The 24,491-nt window shown below is 72.2% G+C and carries 20 protein-coding genes and 1 pseudogene; 8 read left to right on the forward strand and 13 right to left on the reverse strand.

The features are described 5' to 3' along the window. Positions 1-9: 9 nt before the first annotated feature. Positions 10-140: pseudogene (locus ACOJV9_RS16690) on the forward strand (YbiU family protein); the annotation flags it as partial. Further along, the gene (locus tag ACOJV9_RS04450; RefSeq protein WP_474544199.1) at positions 81-332 is read left to right on the forward strand and encodes a YbiU family protein; all 252 of its coding nucleotides are present in this window, start codon (positions 81-83) and stop codon (positions 330-332) included. The pseudogene ACOJV9_RS16690 and the gene ACOJV9_RS04450, both read left to right, overlap by 60 nt. Here the strand turns inward: ACOJV9_RS04450 and ACOJV9_RS04455 are convergent. The 7 genes from ACOJV9_RS04455 to ACOJV9_RS04485 form a co-directional block, all read right to left on the reverse strand. Further along, on the reverse strand, positions 251-1,426 hold the full coding sequence (locus ACOJV9_RS04455; protein WP_420183974.1) for a phosphotransferase family protein: 1,176 nt from the start codon (positions 1,424-1,426) through the stop codon (positions 251-253). The two genes, ACOJV9_RS04450 and ACOJV9_RS04455, sit on opposite strands and share 82 nt — an antisense overlap. Continuing rightward, positions 1,423-2,658 carry a phosphotransferase gene (locus tag ACOJV9_RS04460; RefSeq protein WP_420183975.1) on the reverse strand — a complete coding sequence of 412 codons (1,236 nt, stop codon included), beginning with the start codon at positions 2,656-2,658 and terminating at the stop codon, positions 1,423-1,425. Before ACOJV9_RS04460 ends, ACOJV9_RS04455 begins: the two co-directional genes overlap by 4 nt. Continuing rightward, on the reverse strand, positions 2,655-4,460 hold the full coding sequence (locus ACOJV9_RS04465) for an ABC transporter ATP-binding protein (RefSeq protein ID WP_420183976.1): 1,806 nt from the start codon (positions 4,458-4,460) through the stop codon (positions 2,655-2,657). Before ACOJV9_RS04465 ends, ACOJV9_RS04460 begins: the two co-directional genes overlap by 4 nt. After that, positions 4,457-5,656: a glycosyltransferase family 4 protein gene (locus tag ACOJV9_RS04470; RefSeq protein WP_420183977.1), complete on the reverse strand. Its 1,200-nt coding sequence runs from the start codon at positions 5,654-5,656 to the stop codon at positions 4,457-4,459. The genes ACOJV9_RS04465 and ACOJV9_RS04470 overlap by 4 nt, the downstream gene beginning before the upstream one ends. Positions 5,657-5,668: 12 nt before the next feature. Continuing rightward, positions 5,669-6,964: a glycosyltransferase gene (locus tag ACOJV9_RS04475; protein ID WP_420183978.1), complete on the reverse strand. Its 1,296-nt coding sequence runs from the start codon at positions 6,962-6,964 to the stop codon at positions 5,669-5,671. After that, positions 6,951-8,147 carry a glycosyltransferase family protein gene (locus ACOJV9_RS04480; RefSeq protein ID WP_420183979.1) on the reverse strand — a complete coding sequence of 399 codons (1,197 nt, stop codon included), beginning with the start codon at positions 8,145-8,147 and terminating at the stop codon, positions 6,951-6,953. Before ACOJV9_RS04480 ends, ACOJV9_RS04475 begins: the two co-directional genes overlap by 14 nt. 156 nt (positions 8,148-8,303) lie before the next feature. Beyond that, positions 8,304-9,632, reverse strand: a complete 1,329-nt coding sequence (locus ACOJV9_RS04485) for a PucR family transcriptional regulator (protein ID WP_420183980.1) — start codon at positions 9,630-9,632, stop codon at positions 8,304-8,306. Positions 9,633-9,710: 78 nt separating this feature from the next. Here ACOJV9_RS04485 and ACOJV9_RS04490 point away from each other — a divergent pair, with 78 nt between their 5' ends. The 4 genes from ACOJV9_RS04490 (at position 9,711) to ACOJV9_RS04505 (ending at position 14,509) form a co-directional block, all read left to right on the forward strand. Continuing rightward, a complete protein-coding gene (locus ACOJV9_RS04490; protein WP_420183981.1) occupies positions 9,711-10,418 on the forward strand; it encodes an oxamate carbamoyltransferase subunit AllH family protein in 708 nt (235 codons plus the stop codon). After that, on the forward strand, positions 10,415-11,938 hold the full coding sequence (locus ACOJV9_RS04495; RefSeq protein ID WP_420183982.1) for an FdrA family protein: 1,524 nt from the start codon (positions 10,415-10,417) through the stop codon (positions 11,936-11,938). The genes ACOJV9_RS04490 and ACOJV9_RS04495 overlap by 4 nt, the downstream gene beginning before the upstream one ends. After that, positions 11,935-13,368 carry a YlbE family protein gene (locus ACOJV9_RS04500; RefSeq protein WP_420183983.1) on the forward strand — a complete coding sequence of 478 codons (1,434 nt, stop codon included), beginning with the start codon at positions 11,935-11,937 and terminating at the stop codon, positions 13,366-13,368. Before ACOJV9_RS04495 ends, ACOJV9_RS04500 begins: the two co-directional genes overlap by 4 nt. A gap of 274 nt (positions 13,369-13,642) precedes the next feature. Continuing rightward, complete coding sequence (locus ACOJV9_RS04505; protein WP_420183984.1) at positions 13,643-14,509, forward strand: bifunctional methylenetetrahydrofolate dehydrogenase/methenyltetrahydrofolate cyclohydrolase; 867 nt, start codon at positions 13,643-13,645, stop codon at positions 14,507-14,509. 217 nt (positions 14,510-14,726) lie between these two features. On the opposite strand, the gene ACOJV9_RS04510 is transcribed toward ACOJV9_RS04505, so the two are convergent. The 5 genes from ACOJV9_RS04510 to ACOJV9_RS04530 all read right to left on the reverse strand — a co-directional run bounded on the left by ACOJV9_RS04510 (position 14,727) and on the right by ACOJV9_RS04530 (position 20,584). Beyond that, positions 14,727-16,199: a S8 family peptidase gene (locus tag ACOJV9_RS04510; protein ID WP_420183985.1), complete on the reverse strand. Its 1,473-nt coding sequence runs from the start codon at positions 16,197-16,199 to the stop codon at positions 14,727-14,729. Between the two features lie 163 nt (positions 16,200-16,362). Then, the gene (locus ACOJV9_RS04515) at positions 16,363-17,406 is read right to left on the reverse strand and encodes a glutathione synthetase (protein WP_420183986.1); all 1,044 of its coding nucleotides are present in this window, start codon (positions 17,404-17,406) and stop codon (positions 16,363-16,365) included. Beyond that, entirely contained in the window at positions 17,403-18,572 is a 1,170-nt protein-coding gene (locus ACOJV9_RS04520; protein ID WP_420183987.1) for a peptidase MATCAP family protein, read from the reverse strand. Before ACOJV9_RS04520 ends, ACOJV9_RS04515 begins: the two co-directional genes overlap by 4 nt. Next, entirely contained in the window at positions 18,569-19,378 is an 810-nt protein-coding gene (locus tag ACOJV9_RS04525; RefSeq protein ID WP_420183988.1) for an N-formylglutamate amidohydrolase, read from the reverse strand. Before ACOJV9_RS04525 ends, ACOJV9_RS04520 begins: the two co-directional genes overlap by 4 nt. 216 nt (positions 19,379-19,594) lie before the next feature. Continuing rightward, positions 19,595-20,584, reverse strand: a complete 990-nt coding sequence (locus tag ACOJV9_RS04530; RefSeq protein ID WP_420183989.1) for a malate dehydrogenase — start codon at positions 20,582-20,584, stop codon at positions 19,595-19,597. Between the two features lie 84 nt (positions 20,585-20,668). Between ACOJV9_RS04530 and galE the strand changes: the two genes are divergently transcribed. Both galE and ACOJV9_RS04540 read left to right on the forward strand, forming a co-directional pair. Beyond that, complete coding sequence (gene galE / locus ACOJV9_RS04535) at positions 20,669-21,682, forward strand: UDP-glucose 4-epimerase GalE (protein ID WP_420183990.1); 1,014 nt, start codon at positions 20,669-20,671, stop codon at positions 21,680-21,682. Next, positions 21,679-22,128: a GNAT family N-acetyltransferase gene (locus ACOJV9_RS04540; protein WP_420183991.1), complete on the forward strand. Its 450-nt coding sequence runs from the start codon at positions 21,679-21,681 to the stop codon at positions 22,126-22,128. Before galE ends, ACOJV9_RS04540 begins: the two co-directional genes overlap by 4 nt. A gap of 149 nt (positions 22,129-22,277) precedes the next feature. Here ACOJV9_RS04540 and ACOJV9_RS04545 read toward each other — a convergent pair whose 3' ends face one another. Beyond that, positions 22,278-24,488 carry an NADP-dependent isocitrate dehydrogenase gene (locus ACOJV9_RS04545; RefSeq protein WP_420183992.1) on the reverse strand — a complete coding sequence of 737 codons (2,211 nt, stop codon included), beginning with the start codon at positions 24,486-24,488 and terminating at the stop codon, positions 22,278-22,280. Positions 24,489-24,491: the final 3 nt, after the last annotated feature.

Genomic DNA, 24,491 nt, shown 5'->3' on the forward strand with positions numbered 1-24,491 from the left:
CTCACCGACGTGTCGCCCGATCTCGTCGCCCACGAGGCGGTGTCCGGCATCCCTGACGTGCAGGCCGGTGACACCGTCTGGTGGCACTGCGACCTCATCCACTCCGTCGCGCAGGTCGAGGACCAGGTCGGCTGGGGCAACGTCATGTACATCCGGCCGCGCCGTGGTGCCCCCGCAACGAGGCGTATGCCGGCAGCGTCCGTGAGGCGTTCCTCACCGGCTCCAGCCCGAGCGACTTCCCGGAGGAGCACTACGAGCGCGAGTGGGAGGGTCGGTTCCGGCCCGAGCAGCTCAACGAGATCGGACGTCGCGGGCTCGGGCTCGCCGACTGACGCGGCGCAGGGGCGGTGCCGGCCCAGCCGAGGGCGAGGTCGCGATGGCCCGGTCGGAAGGCATACAGGCAGGCGAGGCGCACCCGCGAGGCCTCGGCGTAGGTCTCGAACCGGCCGAGGTCGACCCCCATCCGCGCGGCGACGGCGAGCACCGTTCGCTGGGCGATGTCGCGGTGCGAGGGTGACCAGTGGCCCTGGTCGGCGCGCAGTCCCGCGTGGACGAAGAGGTTGGCGAGGTCGAGCGCGGGCTCGGCCAGCGCCACCATGTCGAAGTCGAGCAGCCCCAGCCGGTTCGCGTGGGCGAGCACCTGCTTGTCGTGCAGGTCGCGGTGGCTCACGACCGGCTGCTGGGCAGGGTCGACGTCCAGCGCGTCGGCCACCGCGTCGGCGCGCTGGCCGAGCCGGCGGCGCGCGTCCTCGGGCAGGGCGTCGAAGTCGGTGACGTGCTGGACCCAGCGCCGGACGACGGCGGCCTCGTCCGCGGGCGAGTGCCGGGGCAGGCTCGCGGCGCCCGCGTGAACTGCGGCTGGCTGGGCGAGCGCGGGCCAGGCTGCGGCCCAGAGCCCCCACCAGCGCGCCCACTCGCCGGTCGGAACTCGCGCTCCCAGCTCGTGCAGGCTCGGCCCGGGCAGTGCGCCGAAGGTGACCTGCGCATCGCCGACCTCCTCGACGGTCGGGGCGTCGAAGCCTGCTGCCCGGGCGAGTGCGCGCCCGTGCGTGGCCGCCCGGGCCACCACCTCCCCGACGCCGGGTCGGACGAGCTTGACGTAGGTGGTGTCCAGCCGGACGACGGCGCGCCGGCCGTGGCGATGGACGACGAGGGTGCCGGCAGCGGCCGCCTCGGCGAGGCCGGGCAGGCGGGAGTCCTCGCCCGGGGGAGGGACCCGGGACCCGGTCACGGCCCAGCCGGTGCCCGAACGCCGGAGGTCGAGCCGACCGGCGCGCAGCCGCCCAGCGCCGTCCCGGCCCTCGACGAGAAGGACCCTGTCCCCGTCCCGCACTGGTCGGGGCCAGGCCCGGCCCACGACGAGGGTGTCGCCCTCGATGTCGATCACCGACGGCACGGGCCCGGGGCCGGGTCCGGGGTCGCTCACCGCAGCACCTCCTCGACCTGGTCGAGGCGCCGGTGGATGGCGGCGAGCCAGTCGGGGTCGGCGGAGCGGAACGGCTCGGTGGCCCGGGTGAGCAGCGCGCGGGCCACCCAGGTTCGCAGTCCGAACCCGTCCGGTGGGACGGCCACGGCACCCGGACGGGCGGCATACCCCGAGAGCAGGGCAGCGGTGAGCGGCAGGGTCTCGAGATCGGCCGGGTCGGGTGACGTCGAGGCCCGCGAGATCCCGACCAGCTCGTCGGCGACGAAGCTGCCGAGGTCCGAGAGCAGCGCTCCACGACCCGCACGGTCGAAGTCGATGAGCCGCACCGGGTCCTCGCCCCGTCCACCGACCAGGACCTGGTCGGCCGAGAAGTCCCCGTGGACCGAGCCGACGGGCCAGTGCCCGGCGGCGATGCGCGCAGCGGTCCGGCCCGCCAGCTCGCCCATCCGGTGCGCGGCGTCCGGGTCCAGCGCGGTGAGGTCGGTGACGAGCGTAGACAGGGTGAGCGCAGGGTCCGTCAGCGTCGTGCGGAGTGCGCGGGAGCCGTGCAGGCGGGCCAGGGCGGCACCGGCCGCCCCGGCGGCAGCGGTGGCGTCGCCGGGGTCGGTCCTCCTGGCCAGCTGCGCCAGGTCGCCACGTCCGAACCAGGGCGACACGGTGACTCGGCGGGACGTCGGCCCGGACTCCCTGGGCAGCGGTTCGACGACGGGGACACCAGCAGCGCTGAGCGCGGCCAGTGCGCGGCGCAACCCGTGCTGCTTGTGGGCCGTCACCCGGACGGCCTCGCACTCGTCGCCGGGCAGCCGTCGACGCAGCACCAGCCGCCGCCGCGGGTTGTAGCGCAGCACCTCGAGCTCACCGACCGCCAGGGCCCCGGCGACCGACGGGTGACAGGTGCGCAGGACGTCGAGGCCACGCTGCAGCCGGGGGTCGGTGTCGAGGGCGCCGAGCGCCACCGTCAGGCCGTCGACGTGGCGCACCTCCACCCGCTGCCCGCGCTCCACGGCACGCCGGACGGCGTTGACGACCTTGTGCCCGTGCGCGTCATGGCTCACCTGGATCCAGTGCGGCACAGCCGATCCGCCGTCGACGGCGAGGACCGCGGTGGTCGAGAGGAAGGGCTTGAAGCGCAGTCGGCACGCGTGCACCTCGCGCCCGAGCACCTCCGACAGCCGGGCCCGGTCGATGAGGAGGTCGGCGGTGACCCGTTCGCTCGTCAGGACTGGAGTCACGCCCGGACCCCCGCGACAGGGGCGAGCGTCGACGACGCCCCGGTGAGCGCCGCGCCCTCGGGCAGCTGCCCGTCGGGGGGACCGTCCCACCGGATGCCCCCGCCCTCGATCCAGACGATGCGGTCGCACTCGCGTGCGGTCTGCTCGTCGTGTGTGACGACGATGGTGGTGCGGCCCTGCGTCAGCCGGTCGATCGCCTCACGCACGGCACCGGCGTTCTCCGCGTCGAGGCCGGACGTCGCCTCGTCGAGGATGACGACCGACGCGTCACGCAGCAGGGCGCGCGCGATCGCGACCCGCTGCCGCTCACCGCCGGACAGGGTCGCCCCACGCTCGCCGACCTGCGTCTCGTAGCCGCCGGGCAGTGCCCTGATGAACTCGTCGGCACGGGCCTTCCGCGCCGCCCACCGGACCTGCTCGTCGGTCGCCCCCGGCTGCCCGTGGCGGATGTTGTCGGCGACCGAACCGGTGAAGAGCACCGACTCCTGGAGAACCACGGCGACCTGGGACCGCAGGCTCTCGAGGTGGAGCTCGCGCACGTCGAACCCGTCGATCCGGACGCTGCCCGACCGCACGTCGAGCATGCGGGTCAGCAGGTTCGTCAGGGTCGACTTGCCCGCTCCGGACGGCCCGACCACGGCGACCCGCTGTCCGGCGGGCACGTGCAGGGAGAGGTCACGCAGGACCGGGGGGTCGTCGCCATGACCCGCGGTCACCGAGGCGAGCCGCACGTTGCCGTCGAGACGGCTGAGCCTCACCGGATCCGACGGGCTCGTGATGGCGGGCTGCACGTCGAGCACGTCGGCGACTCGCTCCCCGGACGCCGCGGCACGGGCGATCCGCCCGGTGTACTTCGCGAGGTCGCGCAGCGGCTTCATGGCGGTCTTGAGGTAGGTGAGGAAGATGACGAGGTCTCCCGGCGACATCGCCTCCTGAAGTACTCGCTGGCCACCCAGCACGAGCACCGCGGCGGTGGCGACCCCCACGAGGAGGTCGGTGCTGCGCTCGAGGGCGGCAGCGAGCCGGCGCGCACGGACCCCCTCCTTGAGCGAGGAGCTGTTGCGGCCGCTGAACTGCTGCTCGAGAGCCAGCTCCAGGCCGTACGCCTGGACGACGCGCATCCCCCCGATCGTCTCCTGGGCGATGTTGGCGAGGTCGCCCTCGGCCTTGCGCGTCCTGCGCGACGCATGGGTGATCTTCGGGGTGCTCACCCGTGACAGCAGCAGGAAGAGCAGGGCGCAGACCACGACGACGAGGGTGAGCAGCGGGTCCAGCCAGAACATCACGACGGACATCGCGACGAGGGTGAACACGTTGACGAGCAACGGCATCCCGGCCGTGACGGCGACCTCCTGGAGCCGGCCGACGTCACCGACGACGCGCTGCACGAGGTCACCGCTGCGGGTCACCGAGTGGTACTCCTGCGAGAGCCGGTTGACGTGCCGGAAGAGACGCTGCCGCAGCTCGGTGGCGATCCTCGAGCCGGCGAGCGCGAAGGCGATCGTCGCGAGGTAGCTGCACACCGCCCGCAGCCCGACGAGCACCACGGTGGCCAACCCGCAGGCGACGAGCAGCTGCAGGCTGGCACGCGGTCCGGGGCTGGCGAGCTGCGCACCGAGCGAGCGCGTCACCGCGTCGACGACGAACTTCACCGGCCAGGGCTCGAGCACACGGAAGACCACCTCGAACACGAGTGCGAGGGCGCCACCGCCGAGCAGGGTGGCGTGGTCGCGCAGGTGCGGGCGGACGAGGCCGATCGTGCGCCGCAGGGCGGGACCGTCCACTGCCGGCTTCGAGCTCATGCGGCCGCTCCTCTCGTGCGTCCGTGCCCGGCTTCGCCGGCTCGGGGTATGCCGGTCAGGACCCGTGCGAGGACCGCGTCCCACGAGTGCTCGGTCTCGACCATGACCCGGCCCGCCCGGCCCACGGCCCGGGCACGGGCCGGGTCCTTGACGAGGATGTCGACGGCGGCCGCGAGGGACCCGGGGTCCGACGGCCGCACGAGCAGACCGGTGATGCCGTCCTGGACGATGCTCGGGACCTGCCCGACGGCCGAGGCCACGACGGGGAGTGCGGCAGCGGCGTACTCGTAGATCTTGAGCGGGGAGAAGTACTGACCGGAGCCGTCCAGGACCGGGTAGGGCGCGACGGCGACGGTGGCCCCGTCGAGGGCGGCAGGGATGTCGTCGGGGACGACGGCGCCGCGGAAGTCGACCTCGAGTCCCAGACGCTCCGCCTGCGCTGCGAGGGCCGGCCCCTCGGGGCCGTCGCCGACGATGCGCACCCGCCAGGTCTCCCGGGCGAGCACTGCCGCGTCGAGCAGGACCTCGACCCCGTGCCACGGCTTGAGGGTGCCGACGAACAGGACGACCGGGTCACCGTCGTCGGGGGCCACGGTGGGCCTGATGCGGCGGGTGTTGACCCCGTTCGGGACCACGCGGACCTTGGCTCCGGCGTCCGGGCAGTGCGTCCGCACCCACTGCGCGACCGGTTCGGACACGCACGCCACGACGGAGGCGGCGCCGACCTGCGTCCGCAGGGTGCGCAGGGCCGCGTCGCCGTCGACGAGGTGCCGGTGGACGGCCTGCTCGTCGATGAGCGGAGCGTTGACCTCGAGGACCCCGGGGATGCCGAGCGCCACGGTCACCTCGGCGAGGGCGGTGGAGAAGAGTGAGTAGCGCTCGTAGGCCAGCTCCGCGTCCGAGTCGACGACCAGGGTCGCCATCGCCAGCGAGGCCGCGGCCTGGCGCTGCTCGCGCCGCGCGGTGCGCTCCTCGCGGGACCCGGCCGCACCCCCGTGGTCGCCGTCCACCGGGACGTGGACGAGGGGGAGGTCCACGAGGTCGGGAGGGACGTGCTCGCCGGTGCGGGCGGCATACAGCCGGACCGAGTCGCCGCGGGCCCGGAAGGCGCGGAGAACCTCCTGGACGTGGACGGAGGCCCCCTTGGTGCCGAACACGGGGACGCCGGGGTCGGCGCTGAGGTACGCGACGCGCATCGAGGTCTCCTCTCAGCCCACGAGCAGGGCGGCACCCTGCTGGTGGGCGGCCAGGCGCCGGGCCTGGTCCGTCGTGTCGTAGTGGGTCTGGACGAGCTGGCGCGCCGCACGGGCGAGGGCGACCCGGGGCAGACCCGGACCGGCCACGGCCTCGAGCGCCTCCACGAGCTCGCCGACGTCACCCACGCCGAGCCGGGTCGCCGACAGGAGCAGCCCGGTGACGTCGTGCTGCACCGCCTCCGGGATGCCGGTGACGTCGCTGGCGATCACCGGCACGCCCATCGCCATCGCCTCGAGGAGGACGGTGGGCAGCCCGTCGGCGTTGCCGTCCGCCCCGACGACACAGGGCGCGACCATGACGTCGGCCCAGGTGAGCAGGTCACGCACCTCGTCCTGGCTGCGCGGCCCCAGCAGCTCGACGGTGCCGGTGAGCCCGGCGGCGACGACCTGGGCGGCGAGCTCGTCGCGCAGCTCCCCGTCACCGGCGATCCGCACCTCGACGCGGCGCTGCCGGCCGGGGCGGGCGACGAGGACCCGCACCGCCTCGACGAGGTGCGTGAACCCCTTCTTCTCGACGAGACGCCCGACGGCAGCGACCTTGAGGGGGCCCGCGAGAGGGGCCGGGTCGGCATACGGGAAGCGGGTGAGGTCGAGGCCGTTGCGGATGAGGACGACGCGGTCGGCGACGTCGGGGAAGCGGCGCACGAGGTGGGTCGCGTTGAAGTCGCTGATCGCCACCACGTGGTCCGCGTGCCGCAGGACGTCGTGCAGGAGAGCGGGGTCGACGTCCTCGTGGAAGAGGTCCTTGGCGTGCGTCGTCACCGAGAAGGGGATGTCCGCGATGCCGCTCGCGACCCGGGCGACCCGCGCCGCCATCGAGCCGAAGTGGGCGTGCAGGTGGGTGATGCCCTGCTCGGAGGCGCGCAGGGCGAGCTGGACCCCCTGCATGGCTTCGGCCGGGTCGAGCCGCGCGAGGTGGGGGAGCAGTCCGGAGAGGCGGACCCCGACGTCGGGTCGCGTCTCGGTGGCCTCGCGCAGCACGATCCACGCGTCGGTCAGCTTGACCGGCTTCGCCAGGTGCGTGACGGGGGCCTGCACCCGGGCGATCTCGGGGTGGAAGCGGGCGTCGGTCGTGGGACGCAGCGCAAAGATGGCGAGGTCCTCGCCCGCCGCCTCGCGGCTGAGGATCTCGGTGACGACGAACGTCTCCGAGAACCGGGGGTAGACCTTGAGGACGTACCCGATGCGGGGAATTCGTCGGACGGTGGTCGGGACCGTGCTCCTGAGGGCGGTCTCAGACGGCGACACGGGTGGGCTCCTCGTGGGTGGCGGCGATCGTGAGAGCGTCGACGCGTCGGGCGACGCCGGCGAGTCCGGCGAGGTCGACCGCGGTGCGGTCCTGGGTCCGGGAGACGGCCCCCGCGATCCACTCGGTGAGCCGGGCGGGGGTGAGGTCACCGGGGTCGAGCACGTCGACGGCCCGGACTGCGGCCAGGGCCCGGGCGCGGATGAGCTGCTCCAGGCGCGGGGCGTGGCGTGGGACGAGCAGGGCCGGGGTGGTCGTGCTCATCACCTCGCAGACGGTGTTGTAGCCCGCCATCGAGACGATGGCGCTGGCCCGGCGGATCGTCGCCAGCCCGTCCGGGACGGAGGCGATGACGGTGGTGCCGGCTGCGGCGACGGCCCGGATGTCGGCCAGGTCGCGAGCCGGCATCTGGGGGCCGGCGACGACGAGGTGGTGGTGTCCGTGCGGGACCGTGGCCCGGGCGGCGGCGTGCGCCAGGGCGTGTCCGTCGCTCCCGCCGCCGACCATCGTCAGGACGTAGGGCTGCTCCGTCGGCTGGGCCTCGGGGAGCCAGTGTCGGTCGGCGGCGAGGTAGCCCGTGTGGCGCACGAGCCCGTGCAGCTCCGCCGGCAGCTCGCCGGTGGACCGGACGTCGTGGACGGCAGGGTCGCCGTAGACCCAGATCTCGTCGAAGATCTCCGTCACCCGGGTGAGGTCACCGAGGGCGGCCCACTCGAGCGCCGCCGTCTCCGGGCCGTCGAGGACCTCGCGCAGGCCGAGCACGATGGTCGTCCCGGGCCGCGCCCTGCGGGTCTGCAGGAGGGCGTCGCGCAGCTCGCCGTCGACGCCGAAGGGATGGCGGTCGACGACGATGAGGTCCGGGGTGAGGCCGTGCACCACCCCCTGGGCGACGCGCTCCCGGATGCCGATGAGGTCGTCCATCGGGACCCGGACGTGCCGCGGCCGGTAGCCGAGGGTGCCCTTGCAGATGCCCGGCAGCAGGACGACGTCGAAGCCGGCGGGCACGTCCAGCTCGGCCTCGTGACCGACGCCGGTGAGGAGGATTCCCGTCACGGGGCGGCCGCCGAAGGCCTGTGAGTCCGCGACCAGCGCGTGGGCGAGGGCCAAGTTGCGACGGATGTGCCCGAGCCCGACGGAGTCGTGCGAGTACAGCAGGACGCGGAACGGCTGGTCGTCGTGTCGCAACTCCGGCTCCCCTCCCCGCGGGCGCCGCACCGGTTCTGGTGCGTGGGGAGCAGTCCATGCGAGGGACGTGAGGAGTTGGTGAGGCGCGGATGAGAGACCTCTCATCCACGCGGTGCCGGCGCGGAGGCGCGGAGGCGCGGTGGTGGGCTGGCTGGGTCAGACGCCGCGCATCTGGCGGATCCGCAGGGCGAGCGCGAGCGTGAGCCGGAGCTGCGGGTCGGTCGTGAAGGGACCGAGCATCTGCTCGAGCTTGGCGATGCGGTAGCGGAGCGTGTTGTAGTGGAAGAAGAGGATGCGGGCGGTCTCGGCGACGTTGAGGTTGGTGTCGAGCAGCACCTGCAGGGTCTGCCGCAGGTCGGCGTACGAGGGCTGCTCGTCGGTCGCCAGCGCACCGAGGGCCTCGTCGACGAAGGCCCGCAGGTCGGCCGTGTCCGGGATGAGCGACAGCAGCCGATAGATCCCCAACCCGTCGAAGTGCATGACCGCGGACTCGCCCTGCATCTGCCGCCCGACCGCCACGGCCCGCAGCGCCTCGGCGTAGGCCCGAGGGATGTCGGCCACGGAGTCCACCGGACGTGACACCCCTGTCGAGAAGGTGCGGCGCCCGCCGCCGCCGTCACCGCGCACGATCTTGACCATCTCGCCGACCGACCGCATGACGGCGTCGTGGTCGCCCTCGCCACCGCACGGGGCCGGCATGAGGGCGACGACCTCCTGGCTGAAGCCCGCGACGGGCGCCTGGGGTTCGCGCGTGCGGACGGCCTGCACCCACGCACGGACGAACCGGTCCTGCAGCGAGCGGACCTCGTCGCTGGCGCGCGAGGTGTGCGAGTCGTCCTCGTCGGTCTCGGCGACGACGACGACCATGCGGCGGTCGAGGTTCCACCCGAGCGCCGCGGCGTGGGCGATCGCCTCGGTGGGGGAGCCGACCCGACCGACCAGCGTGTCCCGGAGGAACTCGGCGCGGTACTTGCCCTCGACCGCAGCCACCGCCGCGTTCTTGGTGATCGCCAGGGCCGCCACGGCCGCCGCCCTTTCGAGTCCGTGGACGTCGGTGACGGTCAGGACCCGTTGCGGGGTGAAGACCGCCAGGAGCCCGTGGTCGGAGCTGCCGGCGACGATCCGCACCATCGTCCGCTCGGACCTCGTCGCACCCGCCGAGCGCACGCCCACTGGCTCCTCCTCGACGATGAGCCGGCCCGTCCGGTCGAAGCACTCGAGGGCCATGACCTCGGCGAGCGACTCCTCCGACCCGGCCCGGGCCACGATCCGGCCGTCGGTCGTCGTCACGAGGGCCACGCCGGGGAAGAGGGTGACCAGGGACTCGCACAGGTCGTCGAGGGAGCCACCGGCGAGGACGGTCTGGACGAGGATGCGGTTGACCTCGTCCTCGCGACGCAGCAGCTCGGCCTGGTGGTCGACGACCCGTCGAAGCGCGGCGACGGTGGCCGTGGGGTCGTCCGCGCCGGAGTCTGTGGATGGCAAGTGCTGAGCCAGAGGGGACAGATCGTTGGCAACATTTACCATCCGGCCACCCTAGCGGCGCTGGCTAGCGTTGCAAGGGTGCTCCCCACCATCCCTGCCGCGGTGTCGCCGCTCGTCCGGGGACTGGTCTCGGGCCGGGTGAGGCGCGCCGTCGTGCTCGCCGCCTTCCCCACGGCGCTCTATCTCGCGCTCGCCGACCGGGACGCCGACCACGCCGACGTGGTCGCGGTCGTCACCAGCGACGCCCTCGTCCTGCCGACCGCCGTCCGCCTCGCCACCCCCTCACCCCACCCGTGGGGCCTCGAGGCGGGAGACGTGGTCCGCGTCGGCGGTGACGTCGTCGCACTGCCGACGCACGGCATACGGGTCGTGCGGTCGTGGCGACCCCGGCGGGTCGCGAGCGCGGCACCAGCCGCACACGTCGTCGACTGGGAGCCGCTCCTGGCGGAGGTCGGTCGCGGTCACGGGCTCACCCCGCGCGCGGACGACGTCCTGTGCGGCGCCCTCCTCGGGGCGCGCGCCCTCGGCGTCCCGCTGCCCGCGAGCCTCCCTCTGGAGCGCACCACCAGCCTGTCGGCGTCCCTGCTCCTGGCCGCTCAGGACGGGTATGCCGTGTCCTGCGTCGTCGACCACGTCACCGCCGTCGTGGCCGGGTTCCCGGACGCCGAACGCTCCCGTGAGCAGGTGCTCGCCATCGGTCACACCTCCGGCGCCGGGCTGCTCGAGGGCATCGACCTCGTTCGCCACGCCGCCACCAGTCCCCAGCCGGAAGGAATCCTGTCGTGAGCCTCACCCACGTCGACGTACGCCGAGGCGCGTACCACGACTCCGTCACCCTGCTCCAGGTCTCGCGCACCGTGGCCCAGGTCGAGGGGGTGGAGGCGGCGCAGGTGGCCATGGCCACCGAGCTCAACGTCGAGGTCCTCACCGGCATGGGGTTCGACATCCCGGACGGCGCCGGGCCCAACGACCTCGTCCTCGCCGTACGGGGCGCCGACGACGCGGGGGTCGCCGCCGGCCTGGCCGCCGCCGAGGGCGCGCTCGCCGCCCGGTCGACCCCCTCGAGCGGCGGGTTCGGTGACGCGCCGTCCCCCCGGACGGTCGGCGGCGCCCTGCGCGCCGGGGCAGCCGACCTCGCCCTCATCTCGGTTCCCGGGCGGTTCGCCACGGCCGAGGCCCTCGACGCCATCGCCGCCGGCGCCTCGGTGATGCTGTTCTCGGACAACGTCCCGGTCGAGGACGAGATCCTCCTCAAGGACGCCGCTGCCGACGCCGACGTGCTCGTCATGGGTCCCGACTGCGGCACCGCCGTCATCGGTGGCGTCGCCCTCGGCTTCGCCAACGTCGTCGAGGCCGGGCCGATCGGCATGGTCGCCGCCTCCGGGACGGGAGCGCAGCAGCTCATGTGCCTCCTCGACGCCGCCGGGGTCGGGATCTCGCACTGCCTCGGAGTCGGTGGGCGCGACCTGACCTCCGCCGTCGGCGGCCGCTCCACCCGCCAGGCCCTCGCCGCGCTCGCCGCCGACCCCGCCACGACCTCGGTCGTCGTCGTGTCGAAGCCGCCGGACGAGGAGGTGCTGGCCGAGCTCGAGACGTATGCCGCTGGGCTCGGACTTCCGGTCCGCTGGGCCACGCTCGGCGCGGGTCGTCCCGACCTCACCTCCGCGCTCGAGGCGGTGCTCGAGGCCGAGGGCCGTGACGTGCCGGTGTGGCCCTCGTGGGTGGCCTCGGACGACCCCGAGCCCGCCTCGGTCAGCGGGTCCCTGCGGGGACTCTTCTGCGGCGGCACGCTCGCCGACGACGCGATGCTCCTCGCAGCGGAGTCGCTGGGCGACATCCGCTCCAACATCCCGCTGCGTGACGACCTCGCGCTCGGCTCGGACCTGCGCGACGACGGTCACCTCGTCATCGACTTCGGCGACGACGGCCTCACCCAGGGCCGGGCACACCCGATGATCGACCCGAGCCTGCGGATGGAGCGGATCGCGGCCGAGGCCGCCGACCCGACCTGTGGTGTCCTGCTGCTCGACCTCGTCCTCGGCCACGGCGCCCACGCGGACCCCGCCGGCGAGCTGTCCGACGCCATCCGCGCCGCGAAGGCCGTCGCCGGATCCGAGCAACAATCGACCAACGGGTCGGGAACCGCGCGGAAGCTGCCCGTCGTCGTCTCGGTCACCGGCACCGAGGGAGACCCCCAGGGTTTCACCGCGACCTGCGAGACCCTGGCCGCGGCCGGTGCCTCCGTCTTCCTGTCCAACCGCGATGCCACCCGGCACGCACTGTCCTTCCTCGGGAGCACGCGATGACCACGACCCCCACCTCGGCGACCGCACCCCTGCGCGGACTGCTCGCCGTCGAGTCTCCCGCCGTGGCCACCGCCGGGGTCTCGCTCTTCGCGGACGCCCTGCGCGGGCAGGCCGTCACCGTCACCGAGGCCGACTGGCAGCCGCCCATGGAGGGCACCGAGGCCGACCTGGCCCGGGTTCTGGCCGACGTGCGCCGCGCGGAGGCCAACGCGACGGCATACGCCCGCATGACGGCGTCCACCGCGAAGCTGTGCGACGTCAAGCAGGCCAAGGACGCGCTGGGTCTCGAGCGCGGCACCTTCCTGCACGCCGGTCCGCCGATCGACTGGGAGCGTGCCTCCGGTCCGCTGCGAGGGGCGTTCATCGGCGCGGTGCTCTTCGAGGGCCTTGCCGACACGGCCGAGGAGGCCGAGAAAGCCCTCGCCGCAGGCCGGTTCACCTTCGAGCCCTGTCACCACCGTGACGCGGTCGGTCCGATGGCCGGGGTCGTGTCGCCGTCGATGTGGATGTACGGCCTGCGCGACGAGGTCCACGACGCGTGGTCCTGGTGCTCCCTCAACGAGGGGCTGGGCAAGGTGCTGCGCTACGGCGCCTACGGGCCCGAGGTCGTCGACCGGCTGCACTGGATGACCGACGTCCTCGGCCCGATCCTCCAGCAGTCGGTGCGGTCGACCGGGCCGTTCGACATCACGTCGATCCTCGCGCAGATGCTGCAGATGGGCGACGAGGGTCACAACCGCAACCGCGCCGGCTCGCTCATGCTGCTGCGCGAACTCCTCCCGGGGATGATCACCGCCGACGCGAGCTCGACCGACATCGCCGAGGCGGTGCGCTTCTCGGGCGCCAACGAGCACTTCTTCCTCAACCTCGGTATGCCGGCCTGCAAGCTCGCCACGATGGCGGCGCACGGCATACCGGGCTCGTCCCTCGTGACGACCATGGCGCGCAACGGCACCGACTTCGGGATCCGGGTGTCGGGGACCGGCGACGAGTGGTTCACCGGGCCGGCGAACACGCCCGAGGGGCTGTTCCTCGGGGACTACGGCCCCGACGACGCGAACCCCGACATCGGCGACTCGGCGATCACCGAGACCGGCGGCATCGGCGGGTTCGCCATGGCGGCGGCCCCGGCGATCGTCAAGTTCGTCGGCGGCGACGTCGCGTTCGCGCTCCGGGCGACGCAGACGATGTACGAGATCACGCACGGCGAGCACCCGATGTTCCAGGTGCCGATCCTCGACTTCCGGGGCACGCCGACCGGCATCGACGTCGTGTCGGTCGCGCGGACCGGCATCCTGCCGCAGATCAACACCGGCATGGCCGGTCGCGTCGCCGGCACGGGTCAGGTCGGTGCAGGGCTCGTGACGCCGCCGGCCGAGTGCTTCCCGGCCGCGCTGGCCGCGCTGGCCCGGGCGGTCCCGCGCGCATAGACCCCGCCCCGAGACGTGTCTTTGCCCCACCTGCTGGCGCAAAGACACCCCCATTCGCGTCAGCTGATGACGCGCAGGCCCGTTGCGTCGGCACCGGGAGCGCAGGGGGGTGTCTTTGCGTCGTCAGGTAAGGCGAAGACACGTCGTGGCGGAGGGGGGTGCCGCGTCGGGGCCGCCGGATCGCCGACGGGGTTCGCGGTGTGCGCGACCGGGGTCGCGGCGACGTGCGGACCGCGCTCCGGGTGTCGAGGGGCTCTCTGGGAGGATGGCCCACGTGACGGCTCAGACTCTTGACGGCAAGGCGATCCTCGCGACGATCAAGGAGGAGCTGCGCGGCCGGGTCGCCACCCTCGCTCAGCGCGGCATCACCCCCGGCCTGGGCACGGTGCTCGTCGGCAACGACCCGGGCAGCACGTGGTACGTCGGCGCCAAGCACAAGGACTGCGCCGACATCGGGCTCTCCAGCATCCGGCGCGACCTGCCCGCCGACTCCCGCCTCGACGACGTCCTCGACGTCGTGCGCGAGCTCAACGCCGACCCGGCGTGCACCGGCTTCCTCGTGCAGCAGCCGACCGGGCTCGACGAGAACCGGATCCTCGCCCAGGTCGACCCCGAGAAGGACGTCGACGGCCTGCACCCGACCAACCTCGGCTGGCTCGTCCTGGGCCAGCAGGCGCCGCTGCCGTGCACCCCGGTCGGCGTGGTCGAGCTGCTCCGCCGCTACGAGGTCCCGATCGCCGGGGCGCGCGTCGTCGTCGTCGGGCGTGGGATCACCGTCGGACGGCCGCTGTCGCTCATCCTCACCCGCCGCTCCGAGAACGCCACCGTGGTCCAGTGCCACACGGGCACCGTCGACCTCGCGGCCGAGGTCCGTCGCGCCGACATCGTCGTCGCGGCCGCCGGCGTGCCCGGGCTCATCACGGCCGACATGGTCAAGCCCGGCGCGGCCGTGCTCGACGTGGGCGTGAGCCGGGTCGTCGAGGACGACGGACGCTCCGTCATCGCCGGCGATGTGGCGTCCGACGTGGCCGAGGTCGCCGGGTGGGTCAGCCCCAACCCCGGAGGTGTCGGGCCGATGACCCGGGCGATGCTCCTCACCAACGTCGTCGAGATCGCCGAGAAGCACGCCGCCGCCCTCTGACGCACGACCTCCTCCGCTGCCTACTGCACAGGAAGCGGCGTGATCCCCCCTCCTACGGTGCGGTAGCCGCCGAGGTAGCAGGTCGAGGCACCGGCCCGAGGTCCCGGCACGGCACGGCACGGCACGAGGCCCGTACCCCCGGAGCGGGAACACGGGCCTCGTGGTGCAGCGGTGCAGCGGTGCTGCGTCAGCCGTGCTGTTCAGCCGGGGACGAGCGTCACGGGGTGACGGCGTCCAGGGCGTCGACGAGACCGGCACCGTAGTAGCCGAACCCGTTGGCGCCGCCCTCGCAGGTGGCGTCGTCGACGCCGTCACGGTTGGCGTCGTAGAACTCGGGGCAGGCCAGGGTGTCGGCCTCGCGCTCGAGGGACTTCATGGCCTGCTTGGCGTTCATGGCCGTGTCGGTGCCGCGGATCAGCGCGACGACACCGGCAGCGTGCGGGGAGGCCATCGAGGTGCCCTGCTTGTAGCCGTAGCCACCGTTCCAGATGGTCGAGAGGACGCGACCGTTCTTGGAGGGGGTGTCGGCGCCGACACGCGAGTCACCACCGGGAGCGGCGACGTCGACGACGTTGCGGCCCCAGTTGGAGAAGTACGACTTGGTGGCGGTCGAGCCGACCGAAGAGACGGTCACGGTGTTGCCGACCTCGGTGGGCATGTCGTAGCAGCGCTGGTCGGTATCACGCGGCGTCGGCTCGGGCGTGTTGTTGGGGCTGCCCGTGTCGGTGATCGGCTTGGAGAGGTCCCAGGCCGAGTTGCCGGCGGCCGCGACGTTGACGACGTCCTTCTTCTCGCTGTACTTCAGGGCGCGCTCGACGGCGAGGATCGCGGCCTTCTCGTCGAGGTTGGACTTGCACCACAGGGCGTAGGGGTCGATGTAGTAGGAGTTGTTGGTGACCTCCATGCCCTTGTCCGCGGCCCAGATGAAGCCGCAGATGGCGTACTCCGGGTAGATGTAGCCCTCGTCCTCGACGACCTTGACGGAGGCGAGCTTGACGTTCGGGGCGACACCGATGACGCCCTCCTTGTTGCGGGCGGCGCCGATCGTCCCGGCGACGTGGGTGCCGTGGTCGGACGTGGTGGGCTGCCACGCCTTGGGGTCCTGGTTGGGGACACCGCGGTCGGTGCAGTCGACGGACTGGGAGGCGTCCACGTTGGGTGCGAGGTCGGGGTGGTCCGCCTCGATGCCGGAGTCGAGCACGCCGACGGTGATGTCGCGGTTGCCGTCGGTCTTGAGGTGGGCCTTGTCGGCACCGATCTGGCGCATGTGCCACTGGTTGGCGAACAGCGGCTCCTCGGTGTCGTCGCCACCGGAGGTGCCGGGACCGAGGCCCTGGACCGTGCCGTCCACCGGAACGGTAGATGCGGGCTCGTAGGCCTGCATCGCGCGCGAGGGGCCCGCGGCGACGATGCCGGGGGACTGGCGTGCCTTGTCGTCGAAGGTGTCGTCGCTCGCGCTGGCGATGACGACGCCGATCTGCGGCCACTCCTGGACGACGGTGCCACCGGCGGCCGTGACGGCGGCGACGGCCTTGTCGGTGCCGGTGCCACCCTGGGCCACCACGAACGACGTCGCCTGGGCGAGCGGGGCAGCTCCGGCGGGTGCGGTGGTGGTCATGGCGGCTGCAGCCACAGCGCATCCCGCGGTGGCGGTGATGGCGGCGGCCTTGCGCATGAAGGTCGAGTTCACGTGTTCCTCCTGGTCGTGGGCCGCATCCTCGCGACCCCACCGTGCACCCTGCCCACTGCCTCCCCGCAAAGCAATGGTTTGTCACAAAGTTTTGTGCAATCCATACCTTCGCCCCCATGACGACCTCGTATGCCGTCCGTGCACCGTGCGGTGCCCGCCCGGCTCAGAGCGTGGCGAGGCGCAGGTTGGTCAGCTCGTCGGGGTAGTGGCGCGTGATGCCGACCTTGCGCTCGAGGTCCGCGATGATGGCCGGGGCGTAGTCGTGGCCGTAGAGCTGCTGGCAGGACCCGAGCCCTCCGGGGCTGAAGACGTTGACCTCCATGAGCTTGTCGCCGACGATGTCGAGCCCGACGAGGAACATCCCGTCGGCGACGAGCTTGGGCCGGACCGCCTCCACGAGCTCGAGCATGTCGTCCGTGACGGCGACCTTCGTGGCCTTGCCGCCCGCCGACATGTTGCTGCGCAGGTCGTCGCTGCTGCTCTTGCGGCGGAACGCGGCGATCCGGCCGTCCACCTCGAGCGGCCGGCCGTTCATGACGAACATCCGGACGTCGCCGTCGCTGGCCGCGGGCAGGTACTCCTGGGCGACGACGTACCCGTCCCGCGCGATCGCCTCGATGATCTGGCTGAGGTTGGGGGACTCCTCGCTGTTGACGAGGAACACCCCGCTGCCGCCTGATCCCTGGAGCGGCTTGAGGACGGCGCGGCCGCCGAGGTCGGAGATGAAGCCGGCGATCCGGTCCTCGTCGCGCGAGATCAGCGTCTGGGGCCGGACGGCCTCCGGGAAGTGCTGGAAGTAGGCCTTGGACAGCGCCTGGGCGAGGTTCGTCGGGTCGTTGACGACGAGGACCCCCGAGCCGGCGAAGAGCTCGCCGAACGCGACGGCGGCGGTGCTGGCCCACGGCCGGTCCTCGGCGTCCTCGGCCGGGTCGTTGCGGAGCATGACGACGTCGAACTCACCGAGCGGCAGGCGCTCCTCCACATCCGGCTTCTGCACGTCGTCGAGGTAGCGCTCGAGGGAGCGGTAGCTCTTGGCCTTGCCGCCGCGAGCCCGGGCCGTCAGGGACCCGTCCGGCTCGTAGGCGAAGTCACCGATGCCCATGAGGAACGCCTCGTGCCCCATCTGGGTGGCCGCCATCGCCAGCCGGGTGGTGGTGTAGACGGGGGACTCCTTGGAGACGTCGTTGACGACGAAGCCGATCTTCATGCTGCTCCTTTGATGAGCTGCGCGACGTCGTCGGCCTGGTCGGCCGCGGCGACGAGCCGCTCGGTCGATGCGGGGTCCTCGAGGTACCGAGGAAGAAGTCGTGGGGGGTGGAGCACGCCGCGCTCGTCGAGCTCGCGGATGAGGGGCAGGTCCTCGAGCGAGAACTTGCCGAGCCAGAGCAGGTCCAGGTCGCCGCCACCGCGCAGGTGGACGAGCAGGGCGACGAGCCCTCGCAGGTAGATCGCGTCCTTGCTCAGGCCGCCGGAGCGGTAGGCGCGCATGGTCGTCGTGAAGGCGCTGCTCTCGGGGAAGCCGTCGTCGACCAGCGCCCGCCAGGCCTCGACGAAGTCGGCGCCGCCGTGCATCCGGTGGACCGTCAGCACCCGCGCGGCCAGCTGCCGCAGCCGGAAGGGTGTGAGCTGCCCGCACCCGATCTCGGCGAGCACGGCCAGCCCCTCCTGCGTCTCGTCGTATCCCGCCAGCCCGGCGCCGAGGACCCGGACGGGCTGGGCCGCGCCGTTGACCTGGGTGACGAGGTGGGTGCCGACCTCGTGCTGGATGAGGGCGTTGGCGCGGGCCTGCTGAACGACGGCGTCGTTGTCGATGAGGAGGGTGTTGCCGCTGACCATGACGCCGTTGACGTCGTCACGCATCTCGGCGTGGATGTCGATCTCGGGGTCGACCTCCCGGTAGTGGTCGATCTCGAGCTGTGCCAGCTCGAGGAACTGGGGCGCGGACAGGCTCTCACCGGCGCTCTCGGTGCGGTGCACCCGCGCGAGGATGCTCTCCGCCTGCTTGCGCAGCTCGGGCGAGGCCGCTCCGTAGAGCTCGATGCTCAGCGCACTGAAGTCGTCGGTGTCCCGGGCGCGCAGCATCTCGATCTGCAGGCCGAGCTCACGGTGCTTGGCGCGCAGGAGGTGCCCGAGCGTCGTGTCCTCGACGCCGGCCACGTCGATGTTCTCGAGGGCCTTGGCGAGCACGTCCGGGGACACCTCGAGCGGGCGGTAGGTGAACTGCGGCTCGCTGACGTCCCCCTCGACGAAGGCGCGCCTGACCTCGTCGGCGTTGACCGGCGTGACGTCGAGGAGGAACTGCATGCCACCGGCGGTCTGGGCGAGCGCATGGTCGATCGCGAGGTCCGCGATGGAGAAGGGCCCCGGGCTCATCGGCCGCGCCCGAGGGCCGCGACCGCGCGCAGCACCGGGTCGACGGTCCCTGCCAGCCCCCGGGAGAGCACGTCGATGCGGGCCGCGTCGGGCCGACCGGTCCACTCGTCCATGTAGGTCTTCTTGAACTCGAGCGCGAGCGCCACACCGTGGTCCGGGTAGCGCTCGTGGACCCAGCCGGAGAGGTGGGCGCCCTTGAAGCGCACGTTCTCGCGCACGTCGATCTCACCGCCGGGAGTCCCCGCACCGGCCAGGGACGCGATGAACGCGTCCACCACGCCACCCCACCGGTCGCGGTCGAGGGACCCGGTGCCGACGTTGACCTCGGGGTTGTCCTCCGGCTCGGCCATCGGCTGGTCGGCGCCGTCGCGTCGGTGGTTGTAGGAGTGCACGTCGTAGAGGACGAACGGCCCCCGCTCGGCGACCACGTCGAGCCGCTCGCCGAGCCGGGCGTAGAAGTCGTCGTGGAGGGCGAGGCTGCGCTCGGTCACGTCCTCCGGCAGGGGAGAGTCGCGCCAGACCTCGAGTCCCCAGCAGTCCTCGGGCCGCCGGTAGACCGCGGCGTCACGGTCACGGTTGAGGTCCACCTCGAATCGTGACCGGTGCACGACGAGCCGGGCCGGGCACCGAGCGGCGATCTCGTCGGTGAACGGGTCCTCCTCCCGCAGGCGGGTCTCCTCGTCGAGCACGACGAGCCCCGCCGTCTCCTCACGCAGGTCGTGACCTGCATGGATGGCGGTGGCGACGAGCTGGCCGGACCAGTCGCCGGCGAAGGTGAAGGCGTCGGCGTGGGGAGAAGAAGGCATGCCTCCTGTCTACCCGACCAGCGACGCCGGACCGTGCATACCCGCGAGCCATTTGGGTACGCCCTCGGGGTCGTGGTGCGCCCGGCGTCGATGTGGGGACGACGACCGGTGGGCGGGGCGCGACGTCGTGGCCGAGCGGCCCCGGGAACGCCAGCACGCGGCATACGACGGAAAGGCAGTCGTATGCCGCGCGCTGGCGTCACGTCAGAGGCGGGCTCAGATCAGGCCGAGTCCCTTGACCGCGTCGCGCTCCTCGGCGAGCTCGGCGACGGAGGCGTCGATCTTGCCGCGCGAGAACTCGTCGATGTCGAGGCCCTGGACGATGGACCACTGGCCGCTGGAGACCGTGACGGGGAAGGAGGAGATGAGGCCCTCCTCGACGCCGTAGGAGCCGTCGGAGCGCACGGCCATCGAGACCCAGTCACCCTCGGCGGTGCCCTCCACCCAGGTGCGGGCGTGGTCGATGGTCGCGCTCGCCGCGGAGGCGGCCGAGGACGCGCCACGGGCCTCGATGATCGCCGCGCCGCGCTTGGCGACGGTGGGGATGAACGTGTTCGCGAGCCACTCCTGGTCCCCGACGGCCTCGGCGGCGTTGCGCCCGCCGACCTCGGCGTGGAACAGGTCGGGGTACTGGGTGGCCGAGTGGTTGCCCCAGATCGTTATCTTTCGAATCTCGGTGACCGGGACACCGAGCTTCGCGGCGAGCTGGCTGATGGCGCGGTTGTGGTCGAGCCGGGTCAGCGCCGAGAACTGCGAGGTGGGGATGTCGGGGGCGTTGCTCATCGCGATGAGGGCGTTGGTGTTGGCCGGGTTGCCGGTGACGGTGATCCGCACGTCGTCGGCCGCGACCTTGTTGAGGGCCTTGCCCTGGGGGGCGAAGATGCCGCCGTTGGCCTCGAGCAGGTCACCGCGCTCCATGCCTGGGCCGCGGGGGCGGGCGCCGACGAGCAGGGCGTGGTTCACGCCGTCGAAGACCTTCTCGGCGTCGTCGCCGATCTCGACCTTGGCGAGCGTCGGGAAGGCGCAGTCGTCGAGCTCCATGACGACACCCTCGAGCGACTTGAGGGCCGGGGTGATCTCGAGCAGCCGCAGCTCGACGGGGGTGTCGGGACCCAGCAGGGCGCCGGACGCGATGCGGAAGAGCAGGCTGTAGCCGATCTGACCGGCAGCGCCGGTGACGGCCACCTTGACGGGTGTCGAGCTCACGATGTGTACCTCTTCGTACGGGGGCGTGGTGGTCGTCTTCGACGCTATCAGCGTGGGCGGAGGGGGCACCCGTAGGGTGGAAGCATGCGCGTTCTCGTCTCTGGGGGTGCCGGCTACATCGGCTCGCACACCGTCGTCCAGCTCGTCGCCGCCGGCCACGACGTCACCGTCGTCGACTCCTTCGCCAACGCCAAGCCGTCGGTCGTCGGGCGGCTCGAGGCACTGACCGGTGCGCCGCTGGACGTGCGGTCCTTCGACCTCACCGACCACGACAAGACCGAGCAGCTGTTCGCCGACGAGCGGTTCGACGCGGTGATCCACTTCGCCGGCTTCAAGGCCGTGGGGGAGAGCGTCGAGAAGCCGCTGGAGTACTACGAGAACAACCTCGTCTCGACCTTCTCGCTCGTGCGGGCGATGCGGCGCCACGGCGTACGCAAGCTCGTCTTCTCCAGCTCGGCGACGGTCTACGGCGCCGACGCCGAGGTGCCGATGCGCGAGGACGCGCCCACCTCGGCCACGAACCCCTACGGCTGGACCAAGGTCATGATCGAGCAGGTGCTGCGTGACGTCGCCGCGGCCGAGCCGAGCTGGCGCATCGCCCTGCTGCGCTACTTCAACCCGGTGGGCGCGCACCCGAGCGGCACGATCGGCGAGGACCCGAGTGACATCCCCAACAACCTCATGCCCTACATCGCGCAGGTCGCCGTCGGCCGTCGCGCCAAGCTGTCGATCTTCGGGGGCGACTACCCGACGCCGGATGGCACGGGCGTGCGCGACTACATCCACGTCGAGGACCTCGCGGCGGGACACATCGCGGCGCTCAACCGTCTCGGCGCCGTCGACGACGCGGTGAGCACGTGGAACCTGGGGACCGGGCACGGCACGTCCGTCCTCGAGATGGTCAAGGCGTTCGAGCGGGCCGTCGGCCACGAGCTTCCCTACGAGATCGTCGCCCGCCGCTCGGGCGATGTCGCCGCGTCGTATGCCGACCCGTCCCGGGCCGAGGCCGAGCTCGGCTGGAAGGCCACCCGCACCGTCGACGACATGTGCGCCGACACCTGGCGGTGGCAGAGCGCCAACCCCGACGGCTACCCGTGACCCCACGCATCCGGCGCGCGACGCGTGACGACGTCGCCGCCATCGTCGGACTGCTGGCCGACGACCCGCTGGGAGCGGCGCGGGAGGACACCGGCGACCTCACGGCATACCTCTCGGCGTTCGACCGGATCGATGCGGACCCGGCGCACGCGCTCGTCGTGCTCGACGACGGGGTCGTGGTGGGGACGCTCCAGCTCACCCTGCTCCCGGGACTGTCCCGGCAGGGCGCGACGCGCGCGCAGGTCGAGGCCGTGCGCGTGACGAGCACCCACCGGGGTCAGAAGCTCGGCGAGCTGCTGGTGCAGTGGGCCGTCGACGAGGCACGACGCCGTGGTGCCGACGTCGTGCAGCTGACGACCGACGCCAGCCGGACCGACGCGCACCGCTTCTACGAGCGGCTGGGCTTCGTGGCCTCGCACGTCGGCATGAAGCTCTCGCTGGTCTGACCGTCGCACCATCCCGTCAGGTGTCGGGGATGAGGGGCCACGAGCCGTCGGTGTGACCCGAAACCCCGACACCATGTCCCGCACCCCATCGCGTATGCCGTGTGCGCACCTCTCGGTGAGCACACGGCATACGCGGTGGTTTGGCTGCCTCAGCGCAGGGCGGCGAGGGCCTCGTTGAAGGTGCTGGACGGGCGCATGACCGCGGTCACCTTGTCCTCGTCGGGGCGGTAGTAGCCGCCGATGTCGGCGGGCTGGCCCTGGACGGCGAGCAGCTCGTCGTTGATCTGCTGCTCCTGCGAGGTGAGCGTCTCGGAGACACCGTTGAACGCAGCCGCGAGGTCGGCGTCCTCGGTCTGCTTCGCCAGCTCCTGCGCCCAGTAGAGCGCGAGGTAGAAGTGGCTGCCGCGGTTGTCGATCTGGCCGACCTTGCGAGCGGGGCCCTTGTTCTCCTGGAGCAGGGTCTCGGTCGCCCGGTCGAGGGTCTCGGCGAGCACGCGCGCCTTGGCGTTGTCGGTCGAGTCCGCGAGGTGGCGGAACGACTCGGCCAGCGCCATGAACTCCCCGAGGCTGTCCCAGCGCAGGTAGTTCTCCTGCACGAGCTGCTGCACGTGCTTGGGGGCCGAGCCGCCGGCGCCGGTCTCGAAGAGGCCGCCACCGTTCATCAGCGGGACGACGGAGAGCATCTTGGCGCTGGTGCCGAGCTCGAGGATCGGGAAGAGGTCGGTGTTGTAGTCGCGCAGGACGTTCCCGGTGACCGAGATCGTGTCCTCGCCGCGGCGGATGCGCTCGATGGACACCTTGGTCGCGTCGACGGGGGACATCACCTGGATGTCGAGACCGTCGGTGTCCTCCTCCGCGAGGTAGGCGCGGACCTTCTCGATGAGCTTGGCGTCGTGCGCGCGCTTCTCGTCGAGCCAGAAGATGGCCGGCGTCTGCGAGGCCCGGGCGCGGGTCACGGCGAGCTTGACCCAGTCGCGGATCGGGGCGTCCTTGGTCTGGCAGGCGCGCCAGATGTCACCGGCCTCGACGTCGTGCGACAGGAGCACATCGCCGGCCGCGTTGACGACCTCGACCCGCCCGGCCTGCGAGATCTCGAAGGTCTTGTCGTGCGAGCCGTACTCCTCGGCCTTCTGCGCCATGAGGCCGACGTTGGGGACCGAGCCCATCGTCGTGGGGTCGAAGGCGCCGTTGGCCCGGCAGTCGTCCAGGACGACCTGGTAGATGCCGGCATACGAGCTGTCCGGGACGACGGCGAGGGTGTCGTGCTCCTCGCCGTCCGGGCCCCACATGTGGCCGGAGGTGCGGATCATCGCCGGCATCGACGCGTCGATGATGACGTCGCTGGGGACGTGGAGGTTGGTGATGCCCTTGTCGGAGTTGACCATCGCGAGCTCGGGGCCGGCGGCGAGGCCGGCCTCGATGTCCTGGCGGATCTCGTCACCGTTGTCCACGGCCGAGAGCCCGTCGAGGATGGCGCCGAGCCCGTTGTTGGGGGAGAGGCCGGCGGCATCGAGGGCGGCGCCGTGCTTCTCGAAGACCTCGGGCAGGAAGGCCCGGACGACGTGGCCGAAGATGATCGGGTCCGAGACCTTCATCATCGTCGCCTTGAGGTGCACGGAGAAGAGGACGCCCTCGGTCCTGGCGCGCTGGATCTGCTCGGCCAGGAAGGCGTCGAGGGCGGCGGCGCGCATGACCGTGGCGTCGACGACCTCACCCTCGAGGACCTTCAGGCCGTCCTTGAGGACGGTCGTGCCCGAGTCGCCGACGAGCCGGATCGTCAGGGTGTCGGCGGCGTCGAGGACGACGGACTGCTCGTTGCTCGCGAAGTCGTCGTGGCCCATGGTCGCGACGTTGGTCTTGCTGTCCGCGCTCCACGCGCCCATCGAGTGCGGGTGGGCCTTGGCGTAGTTCTTGACGGCGGAGGGGGCGCGACGGTCGGAGTTGCCCTCGCGCAGGACCGGGTTGACGGCGCTGCCCTTGACCTTGTCGTAGCGGGCGTTGGCGTCCTTCTCCGCGTCCGTGCTCGGCTCGTCGGAGTAGGCCGGAAGGTCGAAGCCCTTGTCGCGCAGCTCCTTGATGGCCGCCTTGAGCTGCGGCACGGAGGCGCTGATGTTGGGCAGCTTGATGATGTTGGCCTCGGGCGTCGTCGCGAGGTGCCCGAGCTCGGCGAGCGCGTCGGCCGTCTTCTGGTCGTCGGGGAGCTGGTCCGCGAAGACCGCGAGGATGCGCCCGGCCAGCGAGATGTCGCGGGTCTCGACGTCGACGCCCGCGGTGGAGGCGAAGGCCTCGATCACCGGGAGGAAGGAGTAGGTCGCGAGGAGGGGAGCCTCGTCGGTGAGGGTGTAGATGATCTTCGCCATGCG

The sequence above is a fragment of the Knoellia terrae genome (genome assembly GCF_048606435.1).
Lineage (GTDB): Bacteria > Actinomycetota > Actinomycetes > Actinomycetales > Dermatophilaceae > Knoellia > Knoellia terrae.

Bases quoted from the DNA above. Each gene is read 5' to 3' on its own strand.
- ACOJV9_RS04465 (WP_420183976.1), bottom strand. From the start codon at position 4,460: ATGAGCTCGAAGCCGGCAGTGGACGGTCCCGCCCTGCGGCGCACGATC.
- ACOJV9_RS04470 (WP_420183977.1), bottom strand. From the start codon at position 5,656: ATGCGCGTCGCGTACCTCAGCGCCGACCCCGGCGTCCCCGTGTTCGGC.
- ACOJV9_RS04500 (WP_420183983.1), top strand. From the start codon at position 11,935: ATGACCACGACCCCCACCTCGGCGACCGCACCCCTGCGCGGACTGCTC.
- ACOJV9_RS04515 (WP_420183986.1), bottom strand. From the start codon at position 17,406: ATGAAGATCGGCTTCGTCGTCAACGACGTCTCCAAGGAGTCCCCCGTC.
- ACOJV9_RS04520 (WP_420183987.1), bottom strand. From the start codon at position 18,572: ATGAGCCCGGGGCCCTTCTCCATCGCGGACCTCGCGATCGACCATGCG.
- ACOJV9_RS04525 (WP_420183988.1), bottom strand. From the start codon at position 19,378: ATGCCTTCTTCTCCCCACGCCGACGCCTTCACCTTCGCCGGCGACTGG.
- galE (WP_420183990.1), top strand. From the start codon at position 20,669: ATGCGCGTTCTCGTCTCTGGGGGTGCCGGCTACATCGGCTCGCACACC.
- ACOJV9_RS04545 (WP_420183992.1), bottom strand. From the start codon at position 24,488: ATGGCGAAGATCATCTACACCCTCACCGACGAGGCTCCCCTCCTCGCG.